Source organism: Ensifer sp., from assembly GCF_035999185.1.
In the GTDB taxonomy this organism is placed as follows: domain Bacteria; phylum Pseudomonadota; class Alphaproteobacteria; order Rhizobiales; family Rhizobiaceae; genus Ensifer.
Genome location: NZ_DASYHB010000013.1, coordinates 1 through 19,576 on the forward strand (window position 1 = coordinate 1; position 19,576 = coordinate 19,576).

Annotated in this window: 17 protein-coding genes; all 17 read right to left on the reverse strand. The window is 63.0% G+C overall.

Going from position 1 to position 19,576, the window contains the following annotated elements:
• Positions 1-186, reverse strand: a 186-nt coding sequence (locus VGO04_RS32905) for an S-adenosylmethionine synthetase N-terminal domain-containing protein (protein ID WP_414650492.1), incomplete at its 3' end; no start/stop codon positions are given.
• Positions 187-308: 122 nt separating this feature from the next.
• Positions 309-728: a helix-turn-helix domain-containing protein gene (locus VGO04_RS00700; RefSeq protein ID WP_327494037.1), complete on the reverse strand. Its 420-nt coding sequence runs from the start codon at positions 726-728 to the stop codon at positions 309-311.
• Positions 729-872: 144 nt separating this feature from the next.
• Complete coding sequence (gene lnt, locus VGO04_RS00705) at positions 873-2,468, reverse strand: apolipoprotein N-acyltransferase (RefSeq protein ID WP_327494038.1); 1,596 nt, start codon at positions 2,466-2,468, stop codon at positions 873-875.
• 233 nt (positions 2,469-2,701) lie between these two features.
• Positions 2,702-3,871, reverse strand: coding sequence for a hemolysin family protein (locus VGO04_RS00710; RefSeq protein ID WP_327494039.1), 1,170 nt, complete (start codon positions 3,869-3,871; stop codon positions 2,702-2,704).
• 12 nt (positions 3,872-3,883) lie between these two features.
• Positions 3,884-4,390, reverse strand: a complete 507-nt coding sequence (ybeY, locus tag VGO04_RS00715; protein WP_327494040.1) for an rRNA maturation RNase YbeY — start codon at positions 4,388-4,390, stop codon at positions 3,884-3,886.
• Positions 4,391-4,408: 18 nt separating this feature from the next.
• Positions 4,409-5,464 carry a PhoH family protein gene (locus VGO04_RS00720; protein WP_327494041.1) on the reverse strand — a complete coding sequence of 352 codons (1,056 nt, stop codon included), beginning with the start codon at positions 5,462-5,464 and terminating at the stop codon, positions 4,409-4,411.
• Between the two features lie 27 nt (positions 5,465-5,491).
• Positions 5,492-6,892 (reverse strand): tRNA (N6-isopentenyl adenosine(37)-C2)-methylthiotransferase MiaB, encoded by a 1,401-nt coding sequence (gene miaB, locus VGO04_RS00725; protein WP_327494042.1) that lies wholly within the window; start codon positions 6,890-6,892, stop codon positions 5,492-5,494.
• Between the two features lie 72 nt (positions 6,893-6,964).
• On the reverse strand, positions 6,965-7,756 hold the full coding sequence (locus tag VGO04_RS00730; protein WP_327494043.1) for a 1-acyl-sn-glycerol-3-phosphate acyltransferase: 792 nt from the start codon (positions 7,754-7,756) through the stop codon (positions 6,965-6,967).
• Between the two features lie 84 nt (positions 7,757-7,840).
• On the reverse strand, positions 7,841-8,338 hold the full coding sequence (locus VGO04_RS00735) for an N-acetyltransferase (protein WP_327494044.1): 498 nt from the start codon (positions 8,336-8,338) through the stop codon (positions 7,841-7,843).
• Between the two features lie 6 nt (positions 8,339-8,344).
• Complete coding sequence (gene tsaB / locus VGO04_RS00740) at positions 8,345-9,004, reverse strand: tRNA (adenosine(37)-N6)-threonylcarbamoyltransferase complex dimerization subunit type 1 TsaB (RefSeq protein ID WP_327494045.1); 660 nt, start codon at positions 9,002-9,004, stop codon at positions 8,345-8,347.
• Between the two features lie 104 nt (positions 9,005-9,108).
• Complete coding sequence (locus tag VGO04_RS00745) at positions 9,109-9,675, reverse strand: NifU family protein (RefSeq protein ID WP_327494046.1); 567 nt, start codon at positions 9,673-9,675, stop codon at positions 9,109-9,111.
• A 107-nt stretch (positions 9,676-9,782) separates the two neighbouring features.
• Positions 9,783-10,274 (reverse strand): universal stress protein, encoded by a 492-nt coding sequence (locus VGO04_RS00750; RefSeq protein WP_327494047.1) that lies wholly within the window; start codon positions 10,272-10,274, stop codon positions 9,783-9,785.
• Positions 10,275-10,439: 165 nt separating this feature from the next.
• Complete coding sequence (trpS, locus tag VGO04_RS00755; RefSeq protein WP_327494048.1) at positions 10,440-11,504, reverse strand: tryptophan--tRNA ligase; 1,065 nt, start codon at positions 11,502-11,504, stop codon at positions 10,440-10,442.
• 113 nt (positions 11,505-11,617) lie between these two features.
• A complete protein-coding gene (locus VGO04_RS00760) occupies positions 11,618-12,010 on the reverse strand; it encodes a VOC family protein (RefSeq protein ID WP_327494049.1) in 393 nt (130 codons plus the stop codon).
• On the reverse strand, positions 12,010-13,605 hold the full coding sequence (gene murJ, locus VGO04_RS00765) for a murein biosynthesis integral membrane protein MurJ (RefSeq protein ID WP_327494050.1): 1,596 nt from the start codon (positions 13,603-13,605) through the stop codon (positions 12,010-12,012). Before murJ ends, VGO04_RS00760 begins: the two co-directional genes overlap by 1 nt.
• On the reverse strand, positions 13,602-16,445 hold the full coding sequence (locus VGO04_RS00770) for a [protein-PII] uridylyltransferase (protein ID WP_327494051.1): 2,844 nt from the start codon (positions 16,443-16,445) through the stop codon (positions 13,602-13,604). Before VGO04_RS00770 ends, murJ begins: the two co-directional genes overlap by 4 nt.
• Positions 16,446-16,648: 203 nt before the next feature.
• Positions 16,649-19,393 (reverse strand): DNA mismatch repair protein MutS, encoded by a 2,745-nt coding sequence (mutS, locus tag VGO04_RS00775; RefSeq protein WP_327494052.1) that lies wholly within the window; start codon positions 19,391-19,393, stop codon positions 16,649-16,651.
• Between the last annotated feature and the right edge of the window lie 183 nt (positions 19,394-19,576).

Here is a 19,576-nt window from a genome sequence, read left to right on the forward strand (position 1 = left end):
TTCGCGGTAGACCAGGTCGACGATCTCGTCGGAGATACGGTCACACACCTTGTCCGGATGACCTTCGGCTACGGATTCACTCGTGAACAGGTAGTTTGCACGCATGCGGGAAGTCCCCTCAATGAAGAAAAAGCGCTGGCACGGTGTTAGTGGTTTTGCGACCGAAAAACAAGCGCACAACGACATAAATATATCTTTATATGAAGGTCTCGCGCCAGCATGTCGCGGCGTGGACGCCGAAAAATGCGCATGAAAAAAGCGGCACAAGTGGCCGCTTTGTTTTCAAGTCCCGACGGGGAACGTTGGAACTATTCGCTTTCTGCTTCCGCAGCGAGTGCCTTGACCAGGTCGACAAGCCGGCGGCGAACCTTCGGGTCGGTGATCTTGACGAAAGCGCGGTTGAGCTGAAGCCCTTCGGAGGACGACAGAAAATCGACAACGTAATTGGAGCTCGAGGCTTCTGCGGTGCCGGGCTGGCCGCCGGAGCTATCGCCGGGAGCGTCTTCAAAAAAGAAGGAAACCGGTACGTTCAGGATGCCAGAAATGTTCTGCAACCGGCTGGCGCCGACACGGTTGGTGCCCTTCTCGTACTTCTGGATCTGCTGGAAGGTGATCCCCAGACTTTCGCCGAGCTTCTCCTGGCTCATGCCAAGCATCGTGCGGCGAAGACGAATCCGACTACCGACATGAATGTCGATCGGGTTCGGCTTCTTTTTGTTTTCGATCATATCTGCGTTCCCAAACACGCGTTTCGTTAATCCATCGCCCGACAAGAGAGCAACGCTCGCCGAGGCGCTCGCCAAGGCGATAATTGAGAGCCGTCACAACATGGACGATGGTGCGGACCACTATGCAATTTTAGGGGTTTTAGGTCAATTCTTCCTAATATTAAAACCAACACGCGAAAACACTGCAACCAGAAGAAGTAACAGTGCACCCAGCCAGAAAACTCGGCTTCGCATAGCGTCGTCCAACGGCGTAGGCATCCTTCCCGGCAGAAGTGTGTCAACCACTCCCCTATAATTGTAGGATAATCCTACCATTAAAACCCCACGTGCATCAACAATTGCTGATATACCGCTGTTGGCCGCTCTGACAAGGGGGGTACCCGTCTCAACGGCACGCAATTGTGCCTGATGGAAGTGCTGACGCGGTCCTGGGGTATCGCCAAACCAGGCATCGTTGGTGACGTTGAGCAGTGCGTCGGCGCGACGTGCGTCGCCGCCGATCTCGTCCGGAAAGATCGCCTCGTAGCAAACCAGCGGATAGAGCGTCTTGCCGCCAGGCAGGGTCAGCAGCGTGCGGCTCTTGGCCGCCGAAAAACCACCCGGCATGGAGGCAGCAACGGAGCTTAAGCCCCAGGACGAGAGCAGCTCTTCGAAAGGCAGGTACTCGCCGAACGGCACCAGGTGCACCTTGTCGGCAGCGCCGACAATCTGGCCGCGGCCATCGATGACATAGATCGAGTTGTAGTAGCGTGGCGGCAGGCCTGTGCCTGCATCCTCCGCCCGGACTGCGCCGGCAATCAGGATCTGGTCGTCATCAAGCGCGTCAGCGATGCGGGCAAGCGCGTCCGGGTTGTCGGTGAGAATGAACGGAATGGAGGTCTCGGGCCAGACGACGATGTCCGGCCGCTTGCCGCCGTTTTCGGGAGCAGCCGTCGTCAGCGCAAGATGCTCCTCAAAGACCGTCGCACGCTCGCGATCGTCAAGCTTCTTTGCCTGGTCGATCACCGGCTGAACAAGTCGAACCGCCAGTGGCTGCGCAGGCGATGCCGGCGCCGGTTGCGCCAGGCGGTAGAAGCCGAAACCGACATGCGCGGTAAAGAGCACGAGCGCGACCGTCAGGCCGATCCGGCTGCCTCGGCCCGTCGCGATCAGTGCGGGAGCTGCAAAGACGAAGACAGCCAGCATGTTGATGGTCGAAAGGTTCACGACGCTCGCCGACTGCATCATCAGCGGCATCGGCATCGCCGCATAGCCGATGGCATTCCACGGAAACCCGGTGAAGAGGAAGCTGCGCAGCCACTCGCAAAGGCCGAACGCCAGGGCAAGTGCTGCAATCCGCCCCACTCCGTCAGACCACAGCAAACGCGCAAGCAGGGTCGCCAAGGCATAGAAAAGCGCGAGGAAGGCTGGAAGGCCGACAACGGCAAGCGGCAACGCCCAGGCAAATTCGTCCGCCTCGATGAGAAGCGCGTTGCCGAGCCACCAGAGACCGCCGAGGAAATAGCCGAAACCGAACCACCAGCCGATAACCGCCGCCGGCCACAGCCGCTTCACAATGCCGCCGTCCGGATTTCCGGTGGCACCGTCAAGCAGCCAGACCAGAACGGGGAAGGAAACAAACGCGAAAGCGAAGATACCGAAGGGCGGTTGCGCCAGGACGGCGAGAAGCCCCGCGAAGAACGCGACCAATACCCTGGGCAATCCGGACAAGAGCATCACCCTGCCAGCCAGTCTCAACATGCAGCCTCCAGTTGGCGCAGGCCGCACATCACGACACCGGCGCAGAAGAACGACCGAATCAATCGGCGCCAGTCTTCCAAAAAACCGGCTGTTTGTCCCCTGTGGGGCAGGATGGAGGATTAAGACGGGGGGCACTTCAGCGCGGCAGGCGAGGCGCAGAGAAGGCCGCTTCAGAGGAACGAGACCGCTGGCAGGGGTTCCGCGCGCAGACAAGCGCGCGGAAGCAAGATCGCCTATTGCTCGTCGGCGATCGCGTCCGGGGATGCCGCGCCGTTGGCGCGGGCGACGAGCGCGGTCTCCGATGCGGTTTCGCCCTCGGGCCGCGGCAAGCGACGACGCGCCGGTGGGCGTTTGCGCATGATGCGAACGCGCTTCACCCGGCGCGGATCCGCATCGAGGATCTGGAACTCGAAGCCCGGAATGGCCTGAACGACTTCGCCGCGTACCGGAATACGGCCGAGCGACGCGAAGATCAGGCCGCCGAGCGTGTCGACATCCTCCAACTGCTCGCGCACGTCGAAATCGGGTCCGATTGCAGCGGCAATCTCCTCCAGTTCGACACGCGCGTCGGCGACGAAAACATCATCCGACGTGCGTGCAAACATCACTTCGTCGTCGTCGTGCTCGTCCTCGATATCTCCGACTACCATCTCGACGATATCTTCGAGCGAAACGAGACCGTCAGTGCCCCCATATTCGTCGATGACGAGCGCCATCTGGATGCGGGCTGCCTGCATACGCTGCATCAGGTCGGATGCGAGCATCGACGGTGGCACGAACAGGAGCTGACGGACGATGCCCGCCTCCTCCAGCGACTTGCCGAGATCGATCCGCGAGAGATCGAAGTTCGGCTTGGGGGATCGCGGCGCCTTCTCGGCCTTGTCGCCCACTGTCGTTGCGGCCGGCTGCGCCTTGCCGCTGCGGCGGCGGTTGCGCGCCTGCTTGGTGACGTAGGAGAGCAGGTCACGGATGTGCACCATGCCACGGGGATCATCGAGCCCCTCGCTGTAAACGGGCATGCGCGAGCGGCCGGACTCCTCGAAGATCACCATCAGCTCGCCGATGGTGATGCTCTGGTCGACTGCCTCGATATCGGCACGCGGGACCATGACGTCCTCGACCCTGATCTCGCGGAAGCGCAGGATGTTGTTGAGCATTGCCCGCTCGCCGGGCGAAAAAGCCGCATTGCTGTCGGCGTCGGTCTGGAGCGCGTCGGCAAGATCTTCACGCAGGCTCGACGGATTTGCACCGCGCAGCAGGCGCGCAGCCCGGCTCCAGAAGGATGATGTGGTTTTGGTGCCCTCGTGACGAGTGGCGGTGCTACTACTGCCCGCCTCCGCCTCTCCGGAGGCATCGGCCTCCTCGGTCGCCAGCGCGACGGGCTGTGTTTTAAAGTCGCTCATTGGTCCAAACTGTTAATCCGGGGTACGATCCCCGTAGGGGTCAGATAAGCCAAGACGCGCCAAAATGCGAGTCTCCAGGCCTTCCATTCTTTCGGCTTCGTCATCTTCCATATGATCATAGCCGAAAAGATGCAGGAATCCATGCACGAGAAGATGCGTCAGATGCGCGTCGAAGGTCTTCTCGAGCTCGACCGCCTCGCGCTCGAGCGTCTCGCGGGCAACGATGATGTCACCCAGCATCGGACCCGGCATCGCGCCGGGTGTAACCGGGAAGGCCGGAAAGGACAGAACGTTGGTTGGCTTGTCCTGGCTGCGCCATTCGGCGTTGATTGCCCGGATCGAGGCGTCGTCGGTGAAGACGAGCGACAATTCCGGAGGCGTCTTGGGCAGGGGCTGGCGCTCTTTGGCAACGAGAAATGCCGCCGCGGCTTCGAGCACCGGTGACGAAAAGGCAAGCAAGGCCTCCTCGTCGGGCCAGTCGCCCTCTTCCACGCTGATCTGAATGTCCAATGCCGTCATGATTGCAACGACCGCCGATCAGCGGTCGCCCTGCTCGCTTTCGTCGTGCACGGCCGTATGGGACTCGTAGGCCCGAACGATGCGCGCCACCATCGGATGACGAACGACATCGGCATCCTTGAAGCGAACCACCGAAACGCCCTCGACCCCTTTCAGGATCTGCAGCGCTTCCACCAGGCCCGACTTGACGCCGCGCGGCAGGTCCACCTGGCTCGGGTCGCCGGTGACGATCATCCGACCATTTTCACCGAGACGGGTGAGGAACATCTTCATCTGCATCGATGTGGTGTTCTGTGCCTCGTCGAGAATGACGGCGGCATTGCCGAGCGTACGGCCGCGCATGAAGGCGAGCGGCGCGATTTCGATGACGCCGGCGGTGATGGCGCGCTCGACCTTGTCGCCGGGCATCATGTCATAAAGCGCGTCGTAGAGCGGCCGGAGGTAAGGATCGACCTTCTCCTTCATGTCGCCCGGCAGGAAGCCGAGGCGCTCACCGGCCTCGACGGCCGGGCGCGAGAGCACGATGCGATCGACCGCGCCACGCTCCAGAAGCTGCGCTGCATGGGCGACGGCGAGATAGGTCTTGCCGGTACCGGCCGGGCCCACGCCGAAGACCAGCTCGGAGCGCTCAAGCGCACGGATGTAGGCATCCTGCGTCGGCGTGCGCGCCGCGATCGTCTTCTTGCGCGTCGAAATCTGCGCCATTGTCAATTTGGCTTTACGCTCCATGGTCGGCAATTGTAGCTGATCGTCGGCGGCAACCGCCATGCGGATCGCGCCCTCGACATCAGACGTATCGATCGAAGCGCCGCTCTGCAACCGTCCATAGAGGTAATCGAGAGCGCGACGCGCCTGATTGGTGGCGACGATGTCGCCTGAAATCGCGACGGAATTGCCGCGCGGCCGGGCGTCGATGCGCAGGCGCTCTTCAAGCAGCTTCAAGTTCTGGTCGAACTGGCCGAAGAGCTCGCTGGCGAACCGATTGTTCTCAAAGGTCAGCACGAAGTGATTGGCGTCTGTCGCAGTGGTTTTCGACTGGCGCGTGGATGAAGAGATCAATTCGTGTCCGTTCAAGCGGTTCAGGCTCCTTGTTCTCGGTCCTTACCCGATCATCTCGGCAAACAGGCTGTTGTTCCCCGCCTTGATGATTCGCACCTTGATAATGTCACCGATTTGCGATGCTTTTGCATCAACATTCACAGGCTGCAGCCAGGGCGAACGCCCGACGAGCTGGCCGGGCATGCGGCCCGGCTTCTCCAAAAGCAGGTCGATCTCGCGACCGACGCAGGCTTCGGCGAAGGCGCGCTGCTGCGAAAACAGCAAAGCCTGCAATTTTTCCAAGCGCTTGGCCTTCACGTCCTCGGGAACCTGGTCGCCGAGTTCGGCGCCGGGCGTGCCGGGACGGGTCGAATATTTGAACGAAAATGCCTGTGCATAACCCACGGCTTCCACGAGGCGCATCGTGTCTTCGAAGTCCTCATCGGTCTCACCGGGGAAACCGACGATGAAATCGCCCGAGAGTGCGAGATCCGGCTGGACCGCACGGATGCGCGCGATCAGCGCCAGATATTCGGCTGCCGTATGCCGGCGGTTCATCGCCTTGAGGATACGGTCGGAGCCCGATTGCACAGGAAGATGCAGATAGGGCATCAATTTTGCCATCGAGCGGTGCGCCTCGATCAGGCTGTCGTCCATGTCGCGCGGGTGGCTCGTCGTGTAACGCAGCCGGGCAAGTCCCTCGATCGCGCCAAGGCGTGTGAGCAGGTCGCCAAGCCCCCATTCGCGGCCATCCGGGCCGAGGCCATGCCAGGCGTTGACGTTCTGGCCGAGCAGGGTGATTTCGCGCACACCGCCCTCGACGAGCTTCTCGGCTTCCGAGACGATCTGGGCGACCGGGCGCGAGACTTCGGAACCGCGCGTGTAAGGGACCACACAGAAGGTACAGAACTTGTCGCAGCCTTCCTGTACCGTCAGGAACGCCGTGACGCCACGTTGACGGGTCCTGGCCTTGTCGGGTGCCGGAAGGTGTTCGAACTTGTCTTCGACGGCATAATCCGTCTGCACGACGCGCTCGCCGCTGCGGGCGCGCTTCAGCGCTTCCGGCAGGCGATGATAGGTCGTCGGGCCGATGACGAGGTCGACGGCCGGCGCGCGCCGGAGAATTTCGTCGCCTTCGGCCTGCGCAACGCAACCGGCAACGCCGATCACCATTTCGCGGCCTTCCTTGGCCTTTTCCTTCTTCAGATCGCGCAGGCGGCCGAGTTCGGAATAGACCTTTTCTGCCGCCTTCTCGCGGATATGACAGGTGTTGAGCAGCACGAAGTCGGCGTCTTCGAGCACGTCGGTCGAGACATAGCCGTCGCGCGACAGGGCATCCGACATGCGGTCGGAATCATAGACGTTCATCTGACAGCCGTAGGTCTTGACGAAGACCTTGCGGGTCGGCGCGCGCTCGTCGCCCGCAACGGGCGTTATCGACAGAAGGGCAGTTTCCTGGGTCATGCGGGGTTCTTTAGTGCAAAGCGGCCCGGAATTGAAGTATTTTCGGTGCCGCGGCGGTTTGCCTGCAAAGCGTCAGGACCGCCCGCGCAAACGGTCCGACAGCATGTTGCGGATACGTTGCTCGACCTTGCGGCTCACCTCCTTGCGGTTGGTGTGCCGGTCGTAGTCGATCGCCTCGCCAAAATCGACATCAACCTCGATAGCCCCTTCGCGCAGGATGCCAAGCAGGTGCGGCACCAGCTCGGTATCTCCAGGCCAGGCCGCGATCGGCCGGTTGAAGCGGCCCATCGGCATGCCGTGGATGCCCGTGTAGGAGATTGCGACCGGCTGCACATGCACAAGCCCGGTCGGCGAATGCGGCACGGCGGAGGCGGCAGCGCCGAAGAGCGACGTCTTGATCTCCAGCAGGCGGTTGCCGTCGGATGTCGTCCCCTCGGGAAAGAGCACGACGATTTCACCCCCTGCCATGCGCTCGCCGATTTCGCTCACCTGCTTGCCCGTCGCGCGTTTTTGCTCGCGTTCGACGAATATCGACGCCTGCATGCGCGCGAGAGGGCCGAAGAGCGGCCAGGTCCTGACCTCGGATTTGGCGACGAAGACGACATCGGCAACCGAGGAAAGCACCAGAATGTCCTTCCAGGAGGCGTGGTTTGCGCAAATGAGCAAAGGCCTACGGCGCTCGACCTCACCGTGGACGCGCACCTTGATGCCGAGAAGATAGCAGGCGAGCCGGTGCCAGTACCGCGGCAGGCGGCGGCGAAGTTTCAGCCCAAACCACAGGCAGACGATCTGGATCGGCATCAGCACGAGCGAGACCAGCGCCAAAAGCGCTGCGAAGATCGCAATCCGTAGCCAGTTGATCATCCGGGAAAAGAGTTCCTGCGCGCGACCTGTTTTGAAAGCGAGAGCGATATGCCGGTGGAAAGCCGCCCTCGTCCGCGCTTGGGACTAGCGAAGATCGAGACGCATGACAAGCGCGGCAGTCCGCTGGCCGGCCTTGTCCTGGTAATAGGCGCGGCGTTCGCCGACCTTGTTGAAGCCGAGCTTGCGGTAAAGCCCGATCGCCGGTTGATTGGTCTCGTCCACTTCGAGGAACAACGCCTCGGAACCCTTGACCAGGGCCTCGCGCATCGCCGCCTGCATCAGCCGCCAGCCGAGGCCGGAGCGGGCATAACGCGGCTCGACGCCGATCGTCAGGATCTCGGCCTCTCCGGCAACAGCGCGTGACAGGACAAAGCCGCCGAAGGCCGGGCGGAACGAGCCGTTCGTCTGGCGGGCGACAAAACCGAACACCGTCTCCTGCACCAGAAGCGCGTGAATTTCACCGTCGGTCCAGGGGCTTGCAAAGCGCTGGCGGTGCAGCGCTGCCGCCGCGAGAAGATCGGCTTCCTCCAGCGGGAAAATGTCGAACTCGGTGCGGCGGGTGAAGTAGTCGGTGAAGCTCATCTCGGTCTATGCTCGGGCAATCGCGAAGCCCGCCTGCGGCTTGGCGTCGGGGCCTCTAAGATATAACGGTCGCGGCTTGGCCGAGGCTGGATCGGCTGCAGCACCGAGCTTTGCGAGAGCCGCGACGTCGATAAGTTCGGAAGGGTTGGCGGGCATATCCGCCGCGACGAGGTGCGCGCCGGAGCCGCCGATGATGCCGTCAAAACCGGCGAAGCGCTCGCGTGCCCTTTCAACGGCCAAGGCTTCCGCATCGGCAAGTGAATGACCGGCCGCATCGAAAGCCTGGACGTAGACCTCGTCGCGCTTCGCATCGATGGCGACGAGAACTGCCTTTCCAGGTTCCGTTGCGCGCAATCCCTCGGCCAGGACCGCAAGCGTCGAGACGCCGACAGCAGGCTTGCCAAGCGCCAGCGCCAGGCCGCGGGCCGCCGCCACGCCGACGCGAATGCCTGTAAACGATCCAGGGCCAACGGTGACCGCGATGCGCTCGATATCGCCGAGCGACCGATCGGCCGCAGCCAGTGCTGCGTCGACGAATTCCATCAGCCGTTCGGCGTGGCCTTTGCCGAGATCGGCACCTGAGCGGCCGAGCACGGCACCCGCTTCGCTGTCGTAGACGACAGCGGAGCAGCCGGAACCGGACGTGTCGATCGCAAGTACTATCATTTCAACGCTGTGATCTTTTGAGACGCCACAAACCGCAAAGCCGAAGGGGCTTTGCGGCAAAATCGATACGCTATACCGCGACGCGCCGGCTACGGCGCGCGCTATCAGACGGCTTCGACCGCCTCGACTTCGGGAACGAAGTGACGCAGCAGATTCTGCACGCCATGCTTTAGCGTCGCCGTCGATGACGGGCAACCGGAGCAGGCGCCCTTCATGTTGAGGAACACCGTGCCATCCTTGAAACCGCGGAAGGTGATGTCGCCGCCGTCCTGGGCAACGGCCGGACGCACCCGCGTTTCCAGAAGCTCCTTGATGGTGGCAACGATGGTCTCGTCACCCTCGTCGAAGAACTCGCCCTCTTCGTCAGCCTGCTCGGCACGGCCGCTGCCGGCCATGATCGGCTGGCCCGACATGAAATGCTCCATGATCGAACCGAGGATTGCCGGCTTCAGGTGCTGCCACTCCTGGTCTTCCTTTGTGACGGTGATGAAATCGTAGCCGAAATAGACACCGGTGACGCCCGGGATCGAAAACAGTCGAGCCGCAAGCGGCGAGCCGGCACGTGCTTCTTCCTCATCGCGGAATTCGGCCGTGCCGTTTTCCAGCACAACCTTGCCCGGCAAAAACTTCAGCGTCGCCGGGTTCGGCGTGGCTTCGGTCTGAATGAACATGTCTGTCTCCGTTTCGCCGGGAGCGGCATTCGCCCAGCTCTTTAGAATAATTCAAAAGAATATAGGGGCATCGCCCGGAGGTCGCAAGGGTACATACCGACGCAGCCTCAACTCAGCGCGTCGATCTCCTCGTCCGTCAGCATGTCGGGGATGACCGTGACGGGGATGGGAAAGGCTGCAGCCTTGCCGGCGATCGAGGATACCAGCGGACCCGGACCCTCCTTCGCCGATCCGGCGGCCAGCACCAGAATGGCGATATCGCGATCCTCTTCGATTGCCGCATGGATCTGGTCGGTCGCCGTGCCCTCGCGAATGACGATCTCCGGCTCGATGCCGATGCGCTCGCGCACCGCTTGCGCCACCTTGGCAAGCGTCGCCTCCGCTTCCTCGCGCGCTTCCGCACGCATGATTTCCTCGACCCCCAGCCATTGCTGGAAGTCGCCATCGGCGATCACATAGAGCAGGACGAGACCGCCATTGGAGTTCCTGGCGCGCATGCCTGCATAGTGCACCGCGCGCCCGCATTCCGGGGTATCGTCAATCACCGCCATGAACTTGCGGCGGTGACCTTCAAGTCGAGAGAGTCGGGTCGAGACCATAGGGTGAACAATACATCCCGGGCGAGCCGCCGCAAGGTCTGATTTTCGCGTTTCGCGGAAGGACACGGAAAAGTGCCTGAGGTCCTCTGGCCGCGTCGCCTCCGACCGTTCGGGACCTGCGAGCAAAGCGAAACTGGGTCCGGGAGAGCCCGGACCCAGCCAATTTTACTGCAGGAAGCCGATAATCTCGCGAACTTCGCGCATCGTCTTTTCCGCCCGCGCCCGTGCCCGTTCGCCACCGTCCCGCAGGATGGCGTCGATATGGGCGGTGTCACCCATCAGGCGGCGCATCTCAGCCGTGATCGGTGCGAGAACCTCGACCGCGAGATCAACGAGTGCCGGCTTAAACACCGAGAACTGCTGGCCACCGAACTCGGCGAGCACCTGTTCCTTGGTCTTGTCGGAGAGGGCCGCATAGATGCCGACGAGGTTATCCGCTTCCGGACGCCCCTTGAGGCCATCGACCTCGCTCGGAAGCGCATCCGGATCGGTCTTGGCCTTGCGGATCTTCTTCGAGATCGTCTCGGCATCGTCCATCAGGTTGACGCGCGACAGATCGGAAGGATCCGACTTCGACATCTTCTTGGTGCCGTCCCGGAGCGACATGACGCGCGGCGTCGCACCACCGATGAGCGGTTCGACCGGCGGGAAGTAGGCATGGATCGGCTCTTCGCCGACGACCATGTCGACACCGTAGCCGGCGCTGCGGATGTGCTCCATGAAGTCGATGTTGAACTTCTGGGCGATGTCGCGCGTCAGCTCGAGGTGCTGCTTCTGGTCGTCACCAACCGGCACGTGGGTGGCGCGATAGACGAGGATGTCAGCCGCCATCAGGCTCGGATATGCAAGCAGGCCGAGCGAGGCGTTCTCGCGGTCCTTGCCGGCCTTGTCCTTGAACTGCGTCATGCGGTTCATCCAGCCGATGCGGGCGACGCAGTTGAAGATCCAGGCGAGTTCCGCATGCTGCGGCACGGCCGACTGGTTGAAGACGATATGCTTGTTCGGGTCGATGCCCGAAGCGATGAAGGCGGCGGCGATCGAGCGGATCTGCCCCTTCAGGTCCTCGTGTACGAGCTGGGCCGTGATCGAGTGCAGGTCGACGACGCAGTAGATGCAGTCGTTGTTTTCCTGCAGCGCCACGAACTTGCGGATCGCGCCGAGATAATTGCCGAGATGGAGGTTGCCCGTCGGCTGGACGCCGGAAAATACGAGCGGCTTGAATTCGTTCATGTCGTCCTCAATAGGCTGGTGGAGGGCCCCAGGGCTTTTTGTCGCCCATGTAGCTAACGGCTTGGCTTATGCACGGGTGGCGACGGGCAATCAAGAGGTCGCTGAATAGGCACTCATCCGGCCGGTTGCAGCAGATCCCAATGGTTGCCGAACGGGTCGCTGAAGACGGCGACCGTGCCGTACGGCTCGTGCCGGGGCGTCTCCAGGAAGACGACGCCTTCGGCCGACATCGTCGCATGGTCTCGGGCGAAATCGTCGGTGAACAGGAAGAAGCCGACCCGGCCCCCGGTCTGGTTGCCGATCGCCGCCTGCTGGCGCTCGCCGTCGGCCTTGGCGAGCAGCAGCGAGGTCTCGACCGCGCCTTTCGGGCGAACGACGACCCAGCGCTTGCTTTCGTCGAGCTTGGTGTCTTCGACGAGGTCGAAGCCGAGCTTGCCGCAATAGAAGGCGATGCCGGCGTCATAGTCGGGCACCACCAGGGCAATGCGTGCGATGGTTTGGCGCATCAGTCCCCCGCCTCCGGCGCTGCGGCAGGCGCTTTCGCCCCGCGTTTGATATTGCGACGGATCATGCCGAGGCTCGCGCCACCGAGCCCGAAGGCAAGCGCGAAGTAGATCACCATGGCGACCGCGACGAGGCCCGTCAGTGTCGTTGCCCGGGTGAACAGCGAGGCGGCCGAAGACAGCTCGAAGGCGAACCAGTCGACAGCAAAATACAGCGCTAGCGCCATGCCTGCCGCCGCGATAACGAGACGCGGGATACGGGTGAGCAACGGGATATCCCGGCCCCAATGGCCGCGCCAGACGAGTGTCGCGAAAAGCAGGATGGCGTTGACCCAGCCGGCGACGATCTCGGCGGTGGCGATGCCACTTGCGCCGAGCCGCGGAAACAGCGTGAGCGCCATGGACACGTTCACAACGACGGAAATCGCCGCGAAGATCATCGGCGTGCGGGTGTCCTCGCGTGCGAAGAAGCCGGGAATGAAAGCCTTGATCAAGACGAAGGCCGGCAGGCCGAGCCCGTAGATCGCCAGGATATGGCCGACGATGACGGTCGAGTCGGCGGAGAATTTGCCGCGCTCGAAGAGCAGTCGGACGATCGGCTCGGACATGACGAGGAGGGCTGCGGCCGCCGGCAGCGTCAGGAACAGCGTGAACTCGACCGAGCGGTTCTGCAGGTTCGAGGCCTCGTTGACATTGCCGGATCTGAGCGCCCGGGCAAGCTCCGGCAGAAGCACGGTTGCGACCGCAATTCCGACAACGCCAAGCGGCAGCTGATAGATGCGATCAGCATAGACCAGCGACGACACCGCACCTTCCTTGGCCGAGGCGATGTTGGTGTTGATCAGAAGATTGATCTGGGTGATGCCGCCGGTAATAGCCGCTGGCAGGGCCAGCACCAAAAGGCGCCGGACATTGGCGGTCATCCTCGGACGGCGCAGGCCGATCTTGATGCCGGCGTCGCGCACCGCGATCCAGACGATCACCAACTGCACCAGACCGGCGGCCATCACGCCCCAGGAGAGGCTGTAGCCGACGGCGATCGGGTCCTGGCCCGCATACCAGGCATAACCGAGCACGCCGATCAGGATGATGTTGAGAAAGACCGGCGCGATGGCGGCGGCGAAATAGCGATGCAGCGAATTCAGCATGCCCGCCATCATCGCCGCCAGCGACATGCAGGCGAGATAGGGGAACATGATCGCCGCAAAGACGATCGTGCTGCCGAGCTTTTCCGGGTCGTCGGCAAAGCCTGGCGCGATCAGGTTGCTGACGATGAACGGCATCGCCAGTTCCATGGCGATCGTCAGGAACAGAAGCACGGTGAAGAGGACGCCGAAGACTTCCTCGGAAAAGCGCCTGGCGCCGTCCATGCCGTTCGCCTCGATCTCCTTGGCAAAGAGCGGGACGAAGGCGGAATTGAAGGCGCCTTCGGCAAACAGCCGCCGGAAGGTGTTCGGCAGGCGGAAGGCGGTATTGAACGCGTCGGCAACCGGGCCGGTGCCGAGCGCTGCCGCCATGAAGGTTTCGCGGATGAAGCCGAACAGGCGGCTTCCGAGCGTCGCGCCGCCGACGGTTGCAAATTTCTTGACCAGACTCATGTTTCGGCTTTTGTCGTTCTGTGAGCGGAGGAGACGCCCGGGGCCGGCGCGATGATGCCCGACGGCATGCGGTCGCGGGCCTCGTCACCCTCGCCGGCCATGACGGCCTTGAGGCGGGCGGCGATGTTCATCTGACGGTTTTCGCTCGTCACCTTCTGGCCGACGAGGTCGGTGACGTAGAAGGTGTCGATCACCTTCTCGCCGAAGGTGGTGATGTGCGCCGAGGCGATGTCGAGCGAGAGATCGGAAAGGACCGCGGTGATCTCGGAGAGCAGGCCCGGACGGTCGAGACCTTCGACCTCGATCACCGTGAACTTGTTCGACAGGGTGTTGCTGATCGTCACTTCCGGCGTCACGGTGAAGGCCTTGGTGCGCTTCTTCACCTTGGTGCGGCTGGCGATCACCTCCGGCAGGCGCTTGCGGCCGGCGAGCACGTCCTCGATCAGCTTGCCGATGTTTCCGGCGCGGCGCATCTCGTCCTCGTCCACGGCGAACTCGCGGTTGACGAGGATCGTATCCAGCGCGCGGCCATCCGACGTCGTGAAGATCTGCGCGTCGACGATGTTGGCGCCAGCCGCAGCACAGGCGCCGGCAATGACGGTCAAGAGACGCGGATGGTCGGGCGAGAGCACGGTGATTTCGGTGATCGCGTGGAACTGGTGGGTGCGCACCATGGTCGCCAGCGCCTTGCCTGCGATATCCGACTCGCGGATGAAGCGCGCGTGGCGCACCTGATCCTCCAGCGCCACCGTCAGCAGATAGGGTTGGTAATGCAGACGCACGTAGTCGTCGCGCTCCTTCTCCGTCCAGTCCGTCAGCGCCTCGCCGAGCATGATCGCGGCGTGTGCGGCGCGTTCCTTGCGCGACAATTCGGAGAAGCCGCCCGAGAGCAACAGCTCGGTCTCATAGTAGAGCGTGCGCAGCAGCTGTCCCTTCCAACCGTTCCACACACCCGGGCCGACGGCCCGGATATCGCAGACGGTCAGGACCAGCAGCATCTTCAAGCGGTCGAGCGATTGCACCCGCTCGGCAAAGTCGACGATCGTCTTGCGGTCGTTGAGGTCGCGCGTCTGGGCGACCATCGACATCAGCAGATGTTCCTCGATCAGCCAGGCGACGAGTTCGGTCTGCTTCGGCGACAGTCCGAAGCGCGGGCAGAGCTTGCGCGCCACTTTCGCGCCGGCGGTCGAGTGGTTTTCCGGCCGGCCCTTGGCGATGTCGTGCAACAGCACGGCGACGTAAAGCGCCTCGCGCTCCTCGATCCCAGGCATCAGCTTGGCGACCAGCGGGTGGGCTTCTTCCTCGATACCGCCCTCGATGCGCGAGAGCACGTCGACGGTGCGCAACAGGTGCTCGTCGACCGTGTAGTGATGATACATGTTGAACTGCATCATCGAAACGATCTTGCCGAAGTCCGGGATGAAACGGCCGAGCACTCCGGCCTCGTTCATGCGCCTCAAGATCAGTTCCGGCTTGCGGCGGGAGGTGAGGATCGACAGGAAGAGACGGTTCGCCTCCTCGTTTTCGCGTAGCGCCGGCTTGATCAGGCTCAACGACCGCGTCACCTGGCGAAGGGCGGCCGGGTGGAATTCCAGGCCGTTGATATCGGCGATGTGGAAGAAGCGCAGCAGATTGACCGGGTCGCGCTTGAAGACGTCAGGGCTTGAAAGCGCGATGCGGCCACCATCGTCGACGAAATCGAGCGTACCGGCGATCTTGCGACTGCGGTGGGTAAAGCGGCCGATGAGGCCGGAAATGCCGGGTGCATCCTTGGCTTGCTGGTCTTCGAGCGCCGCGCAGAAAATGCGCGTCAGGTCACCGACGTCCTTCGCCACCAGGAAGAAGTGCTTCATGAAGCGCTCGACGGCGGAGAGACCGGGGTGGTCGTGATAGCCGAGCGCCTCGGCAATCTCGCGCTGGATGTCGAAGGAGAGCCGCTCTTCCGCCTTGCCTGTGAGGAAATGCATGTGGCAGCGCACCGCCCAGAGGAAGTCCTCGGCCTTCTGGAACAGCTGGTATTCCTGCCGCGACAGGACACCGAGCTTGACGAGATCGGCCGTGTCCTTGAGGCGGTAGAAGTACTTGGCGATCCAGAACAGCGTGTGCAGGTCGCGAAGACCGCCCTTGCCTTCCTTGACGTTGGGCTCGACGAGGTAACGCGTGTCGCCGGCCTTGCGGTGGCGCTCGTCGCGTTCGGCGAGCTTGGCGGCGATGAAATCCGGGCCGGTGTTGCGCACGATTTCATGGTCGAAGCGTGTTTCGAGTTCGGCGCAGAGCGTCTCGGAGCCACAGATATAGCGGGTCTCGAGAATGGCCGTGCGGATCGTCATGTCGGCGCGCGACAGGCGAATGCATTCGTCGATGGTGCGGGTGGCGTGCCCAACCTTGAAGCCCAGATCCCACAGGATGTAGAGCATGAACTCGATCGCCGGCTCCGCCCAGACGGCCTTCTTCAGCGGCAGCAGGAACAGAAGGTCGATGTCGGATCCCGGCGCCAGCGTGCCGCGCCCGTAGCCGCCGACTGCGGTGACGGCGATGCGGGACGCCGGCGGCGCGTTGGCCGCGTCGAAAATCTCGTTGAGCACGAAGTCGTGCAGCACGGTGATCAGCTGGTCCTGCAGCCAGGAAATCCGTTCGGCGCAGAGAATGCCGGCGCCATCGGCGTAAAACAGTTCGCGCGCCTTGGCGCGGCCGGCGGTGTTTGCCTGCTTGAAGGCGGCCAGCAGCGCCTGGCGCATCGGGTCGCGCTGCTCTGCATGGGCTGAAGCGATAAAGTCGCACTTCGCCCGGAGCGCTGCGACGTCGAGGATTTCGGGAAAGAAAGTTTCGTGTCTGCCCATGAAATGCCGAGGGGCGTCCTGTCCGACTGGTTGCGTGGTTCGCTGCATGAAGAGCACTCCTGCATGCTCCCATCCGATCAAGCCGAACCGGGACCGTGCAGCATTTCAAATTACTACCGGCTCATCGCCGCGCCCTTCAGAAGGGCGCGCGGCGCTGTATAGCCTTTTTCACCGACGCATGCACAGCAAAAACCGAAGGCCCGCTATCGGGCGCTCAGCTCTTTCTTCAGCGCATAGAGCGCATCCAGCGCCTCGCGCGGCGTCATGTCGTCGGGGTTGAGCGCCTTCAGCGCCTCGTCAACCCTGGAGTTTCCGGCGGGCTTTGCCTCTTCCCGGCGGATCGCCACCTGGAAGAGCGGCAGGTCGTCGATCAGCTGGCTGGCCGGGTTCTTGCGATCGGCGTCCTCGAGCTTGGCAAGGACGTCCTTGGCGCGCGCGACGACCGAGGCCGGCAGGCCGGCAAGGCGGGCGACCTGAATGCCATAGGAGCGGTCCGCGGCACCCGGACCAACCTCGTGCAGGAAGATCACGTCGCCGTGCCACTCCTTGACGCGCATGGTCGCATTCGAGAGCCGCGCGAGCTTCTCCGAGAGCACGGTCAGTTCGTGGAAATGGGTGGCGAACAGACCGCGGCAGCGGTTCGCCTCATGCAGATGCTCGACCGCCGCCCAGGCGATCGACAGGCCGTCGAAGGTGGCCGTGCCACGGCCGATCTCGTCGAGGATCACCAGCGAGCGATCGGTCGCCTGGTTGAGGATCGCCGCCGTTTCGACCATCTCGACCATGAAGGTCGAGCGGCCGCGCGCCAAGTCGTCGGATGCGCCGACGCGGGAGAAAAGCCGGTCGACGATGCCGATATGGGCGCTTGTCGCCGGAACGAACGTGCCCATCTGCGCCATGATCGCGATCAGCGCGTTCTGGCGCAGGAAGGTCGACTTACCGCCCATGTTCGGACCGGTCAGCAGCCAGATGGCGCCGCCCTCCTCGCCCTCGGGCGGAGAAAGATCGCAACCGTTGGCGACGAAGGCATTCGATGCCTGGCGCTTCAGTGCCTGCTCGACCACCGGGTGGCGGCCGCCGTCGATCGCAAACATGCGCGAGCGATCGACCGTTGGCCGTGCGTAGGCCTGCTCCTCGGCAAGCACCGCGAGGCCGACGGAGACGTCCACGGTTGCAAGTGCCACAGCCGCAGCCTTCAGCGCCTCGGCGGCGGACACGACTTCCGTGGTCATCACGTCGAAGGCGTCGAGCTCGATCGACAATGCCCGATCTGCGGCGTTGGCGATCTTGCTTTCGAGCTCCGCAAGCGCCGTGGTAGTGAAGCGCATGGCGTTGGCCATCGTCTGGCGATGGATGAAGCGGGCGCGGCCCTCGTCCGTGTCGGTCATCGAGCCGGCATTGCCGGCGGTTACCTCGATGAAATAGCCGAGCACGTTGTTGTGCTTGATCTTTAGCGACTTGATGCCGGTCTCTTCGGAATATTGCAGCTGCAGCCCGGCGATCACCCGGCGCGATTGGTCGCGCAGCGCCCGGACTTCGTCAAGTTCTGCGTTCGCGCCTTCACACACGAAGCCGCCATCGCGCTTCAGCAGCGGCAGTTCCTCGCCAAGGGTGGCATCAAGCAGACCAAGCAGACCGGCAGGTAGCGCATCGATCGCGCTTCGCGCTTCCTTCAGCTCGTCCGAGAGCGTACCAGCCGCCATCAGCCGCGAAATCGATGCGGAGGCGTGCAGGCCGGCCTGGATGGCGCCGAGGTCCCTTGGGCCGCCGCGCCCAAGCGCAAGGCGCGACAGCGCGCGCGGCATGTCCGGTGCACGCCGGAGCGCGTCACGCAAATCTCCCGCGAAGGACGGTTGATCTGCGAGGATCTCGATGGAATCGAGGCGCTGGTTGATGCGATCCGGATCGGTCAATGGTGACATCAGCCGCTCGGCGAGAAGCCGGGCGCCGCCGCTCGTGACCGTGCGGTCGAGCGCTTTCAGCAGCGTACCTTCGCGCGCACCGGAAAGCGTCTTGACCAGCTCGAGATTGCCACGGGTGGCCGGATCGATGAACAGCGTCGAGGCCGCACTTTCACGCTCGGGCGTGCCGAGTGCCGGGCGTTCCGCAAGCTGGGTCTTCTCGACATAGGAGATTGCGGCGGACGCCGCGGCAAGCTCGGCGCGCGAGAAGGTGCCGAAGCCGTCGAGCGTCTTGACGCCGAAGTAGCGGGAAATACGGCCTTCGGCCGTCGCGCTGTCGAAAAGTACCGCCGGCTGCGGCACGGCCACGCGACCGAGCACGTCGAAGATGGGTCGCAGCTCCGGGTCATGGAAGACTGTATCCGCAAGGATCAGTTCGCGCGGCTCGATGCGCAGGATATCGGCAAGCAACCGGCTTTCGGCGGTCTCGGCCAGCCGGAAGATGCCGGTCGAGATGTCGATCCAGGCGAGCGCGTAGGCCGGTTCCGAGCCGCTCTTGATCCGCGCCAGCGCCATCAGGTAGTTGGTTTCGGACGGAGAGAGCAGCTTCTCCTCGGTGATCGTGCCGGGCGTGACGAGACGCACGACGTCGCGGCGGACCACCGACTTGCTGCCGCGCTTCTTCGCCTCTGCCGGGTCCTCGACCTGCTCGCAGACGGCGACGCGGAAACCAAGTCCAATCAGCTTTTGCAGGTAGTCGTCCGCCGCATGCACCGGCACGCCGCACATCGGGATTTCCTGTCCCATGTGCTGGCCGCGCTTGGTGAGCGTGATGCCGAGCGCGCGTGAGGCTTCGACCGCGTCCTGGAAGAACAGCTCGTAGAAGTCGCCCATGCGATAGAACAGCAGCGAGTCCGGGTTGTTGGCCTTGATCTCGATGAATTGTTCCATCATCGGCGTCGCGGTGGAACGGCTTTCCTCGCTCGCCAGTTCGGCTGCGGATAAAACCTCCCCCGCGCGGGTCGAATAGTCTGTCACGAAATTCATGATTGTTCCGAAAAAAGAGATGGCACACTATCGCCAAGCAAATATAGACGACAACCATAAAGAGGCGCGCCGCAAGGCTCGCCCACAGGAGGATAGAGGAAACATGCCGGCCACCGACAAGACCGATCGCACCATGACGAGCGTCACCGCGCAGGAAGCGCTTGATTTTCACTCGCAGGGTCG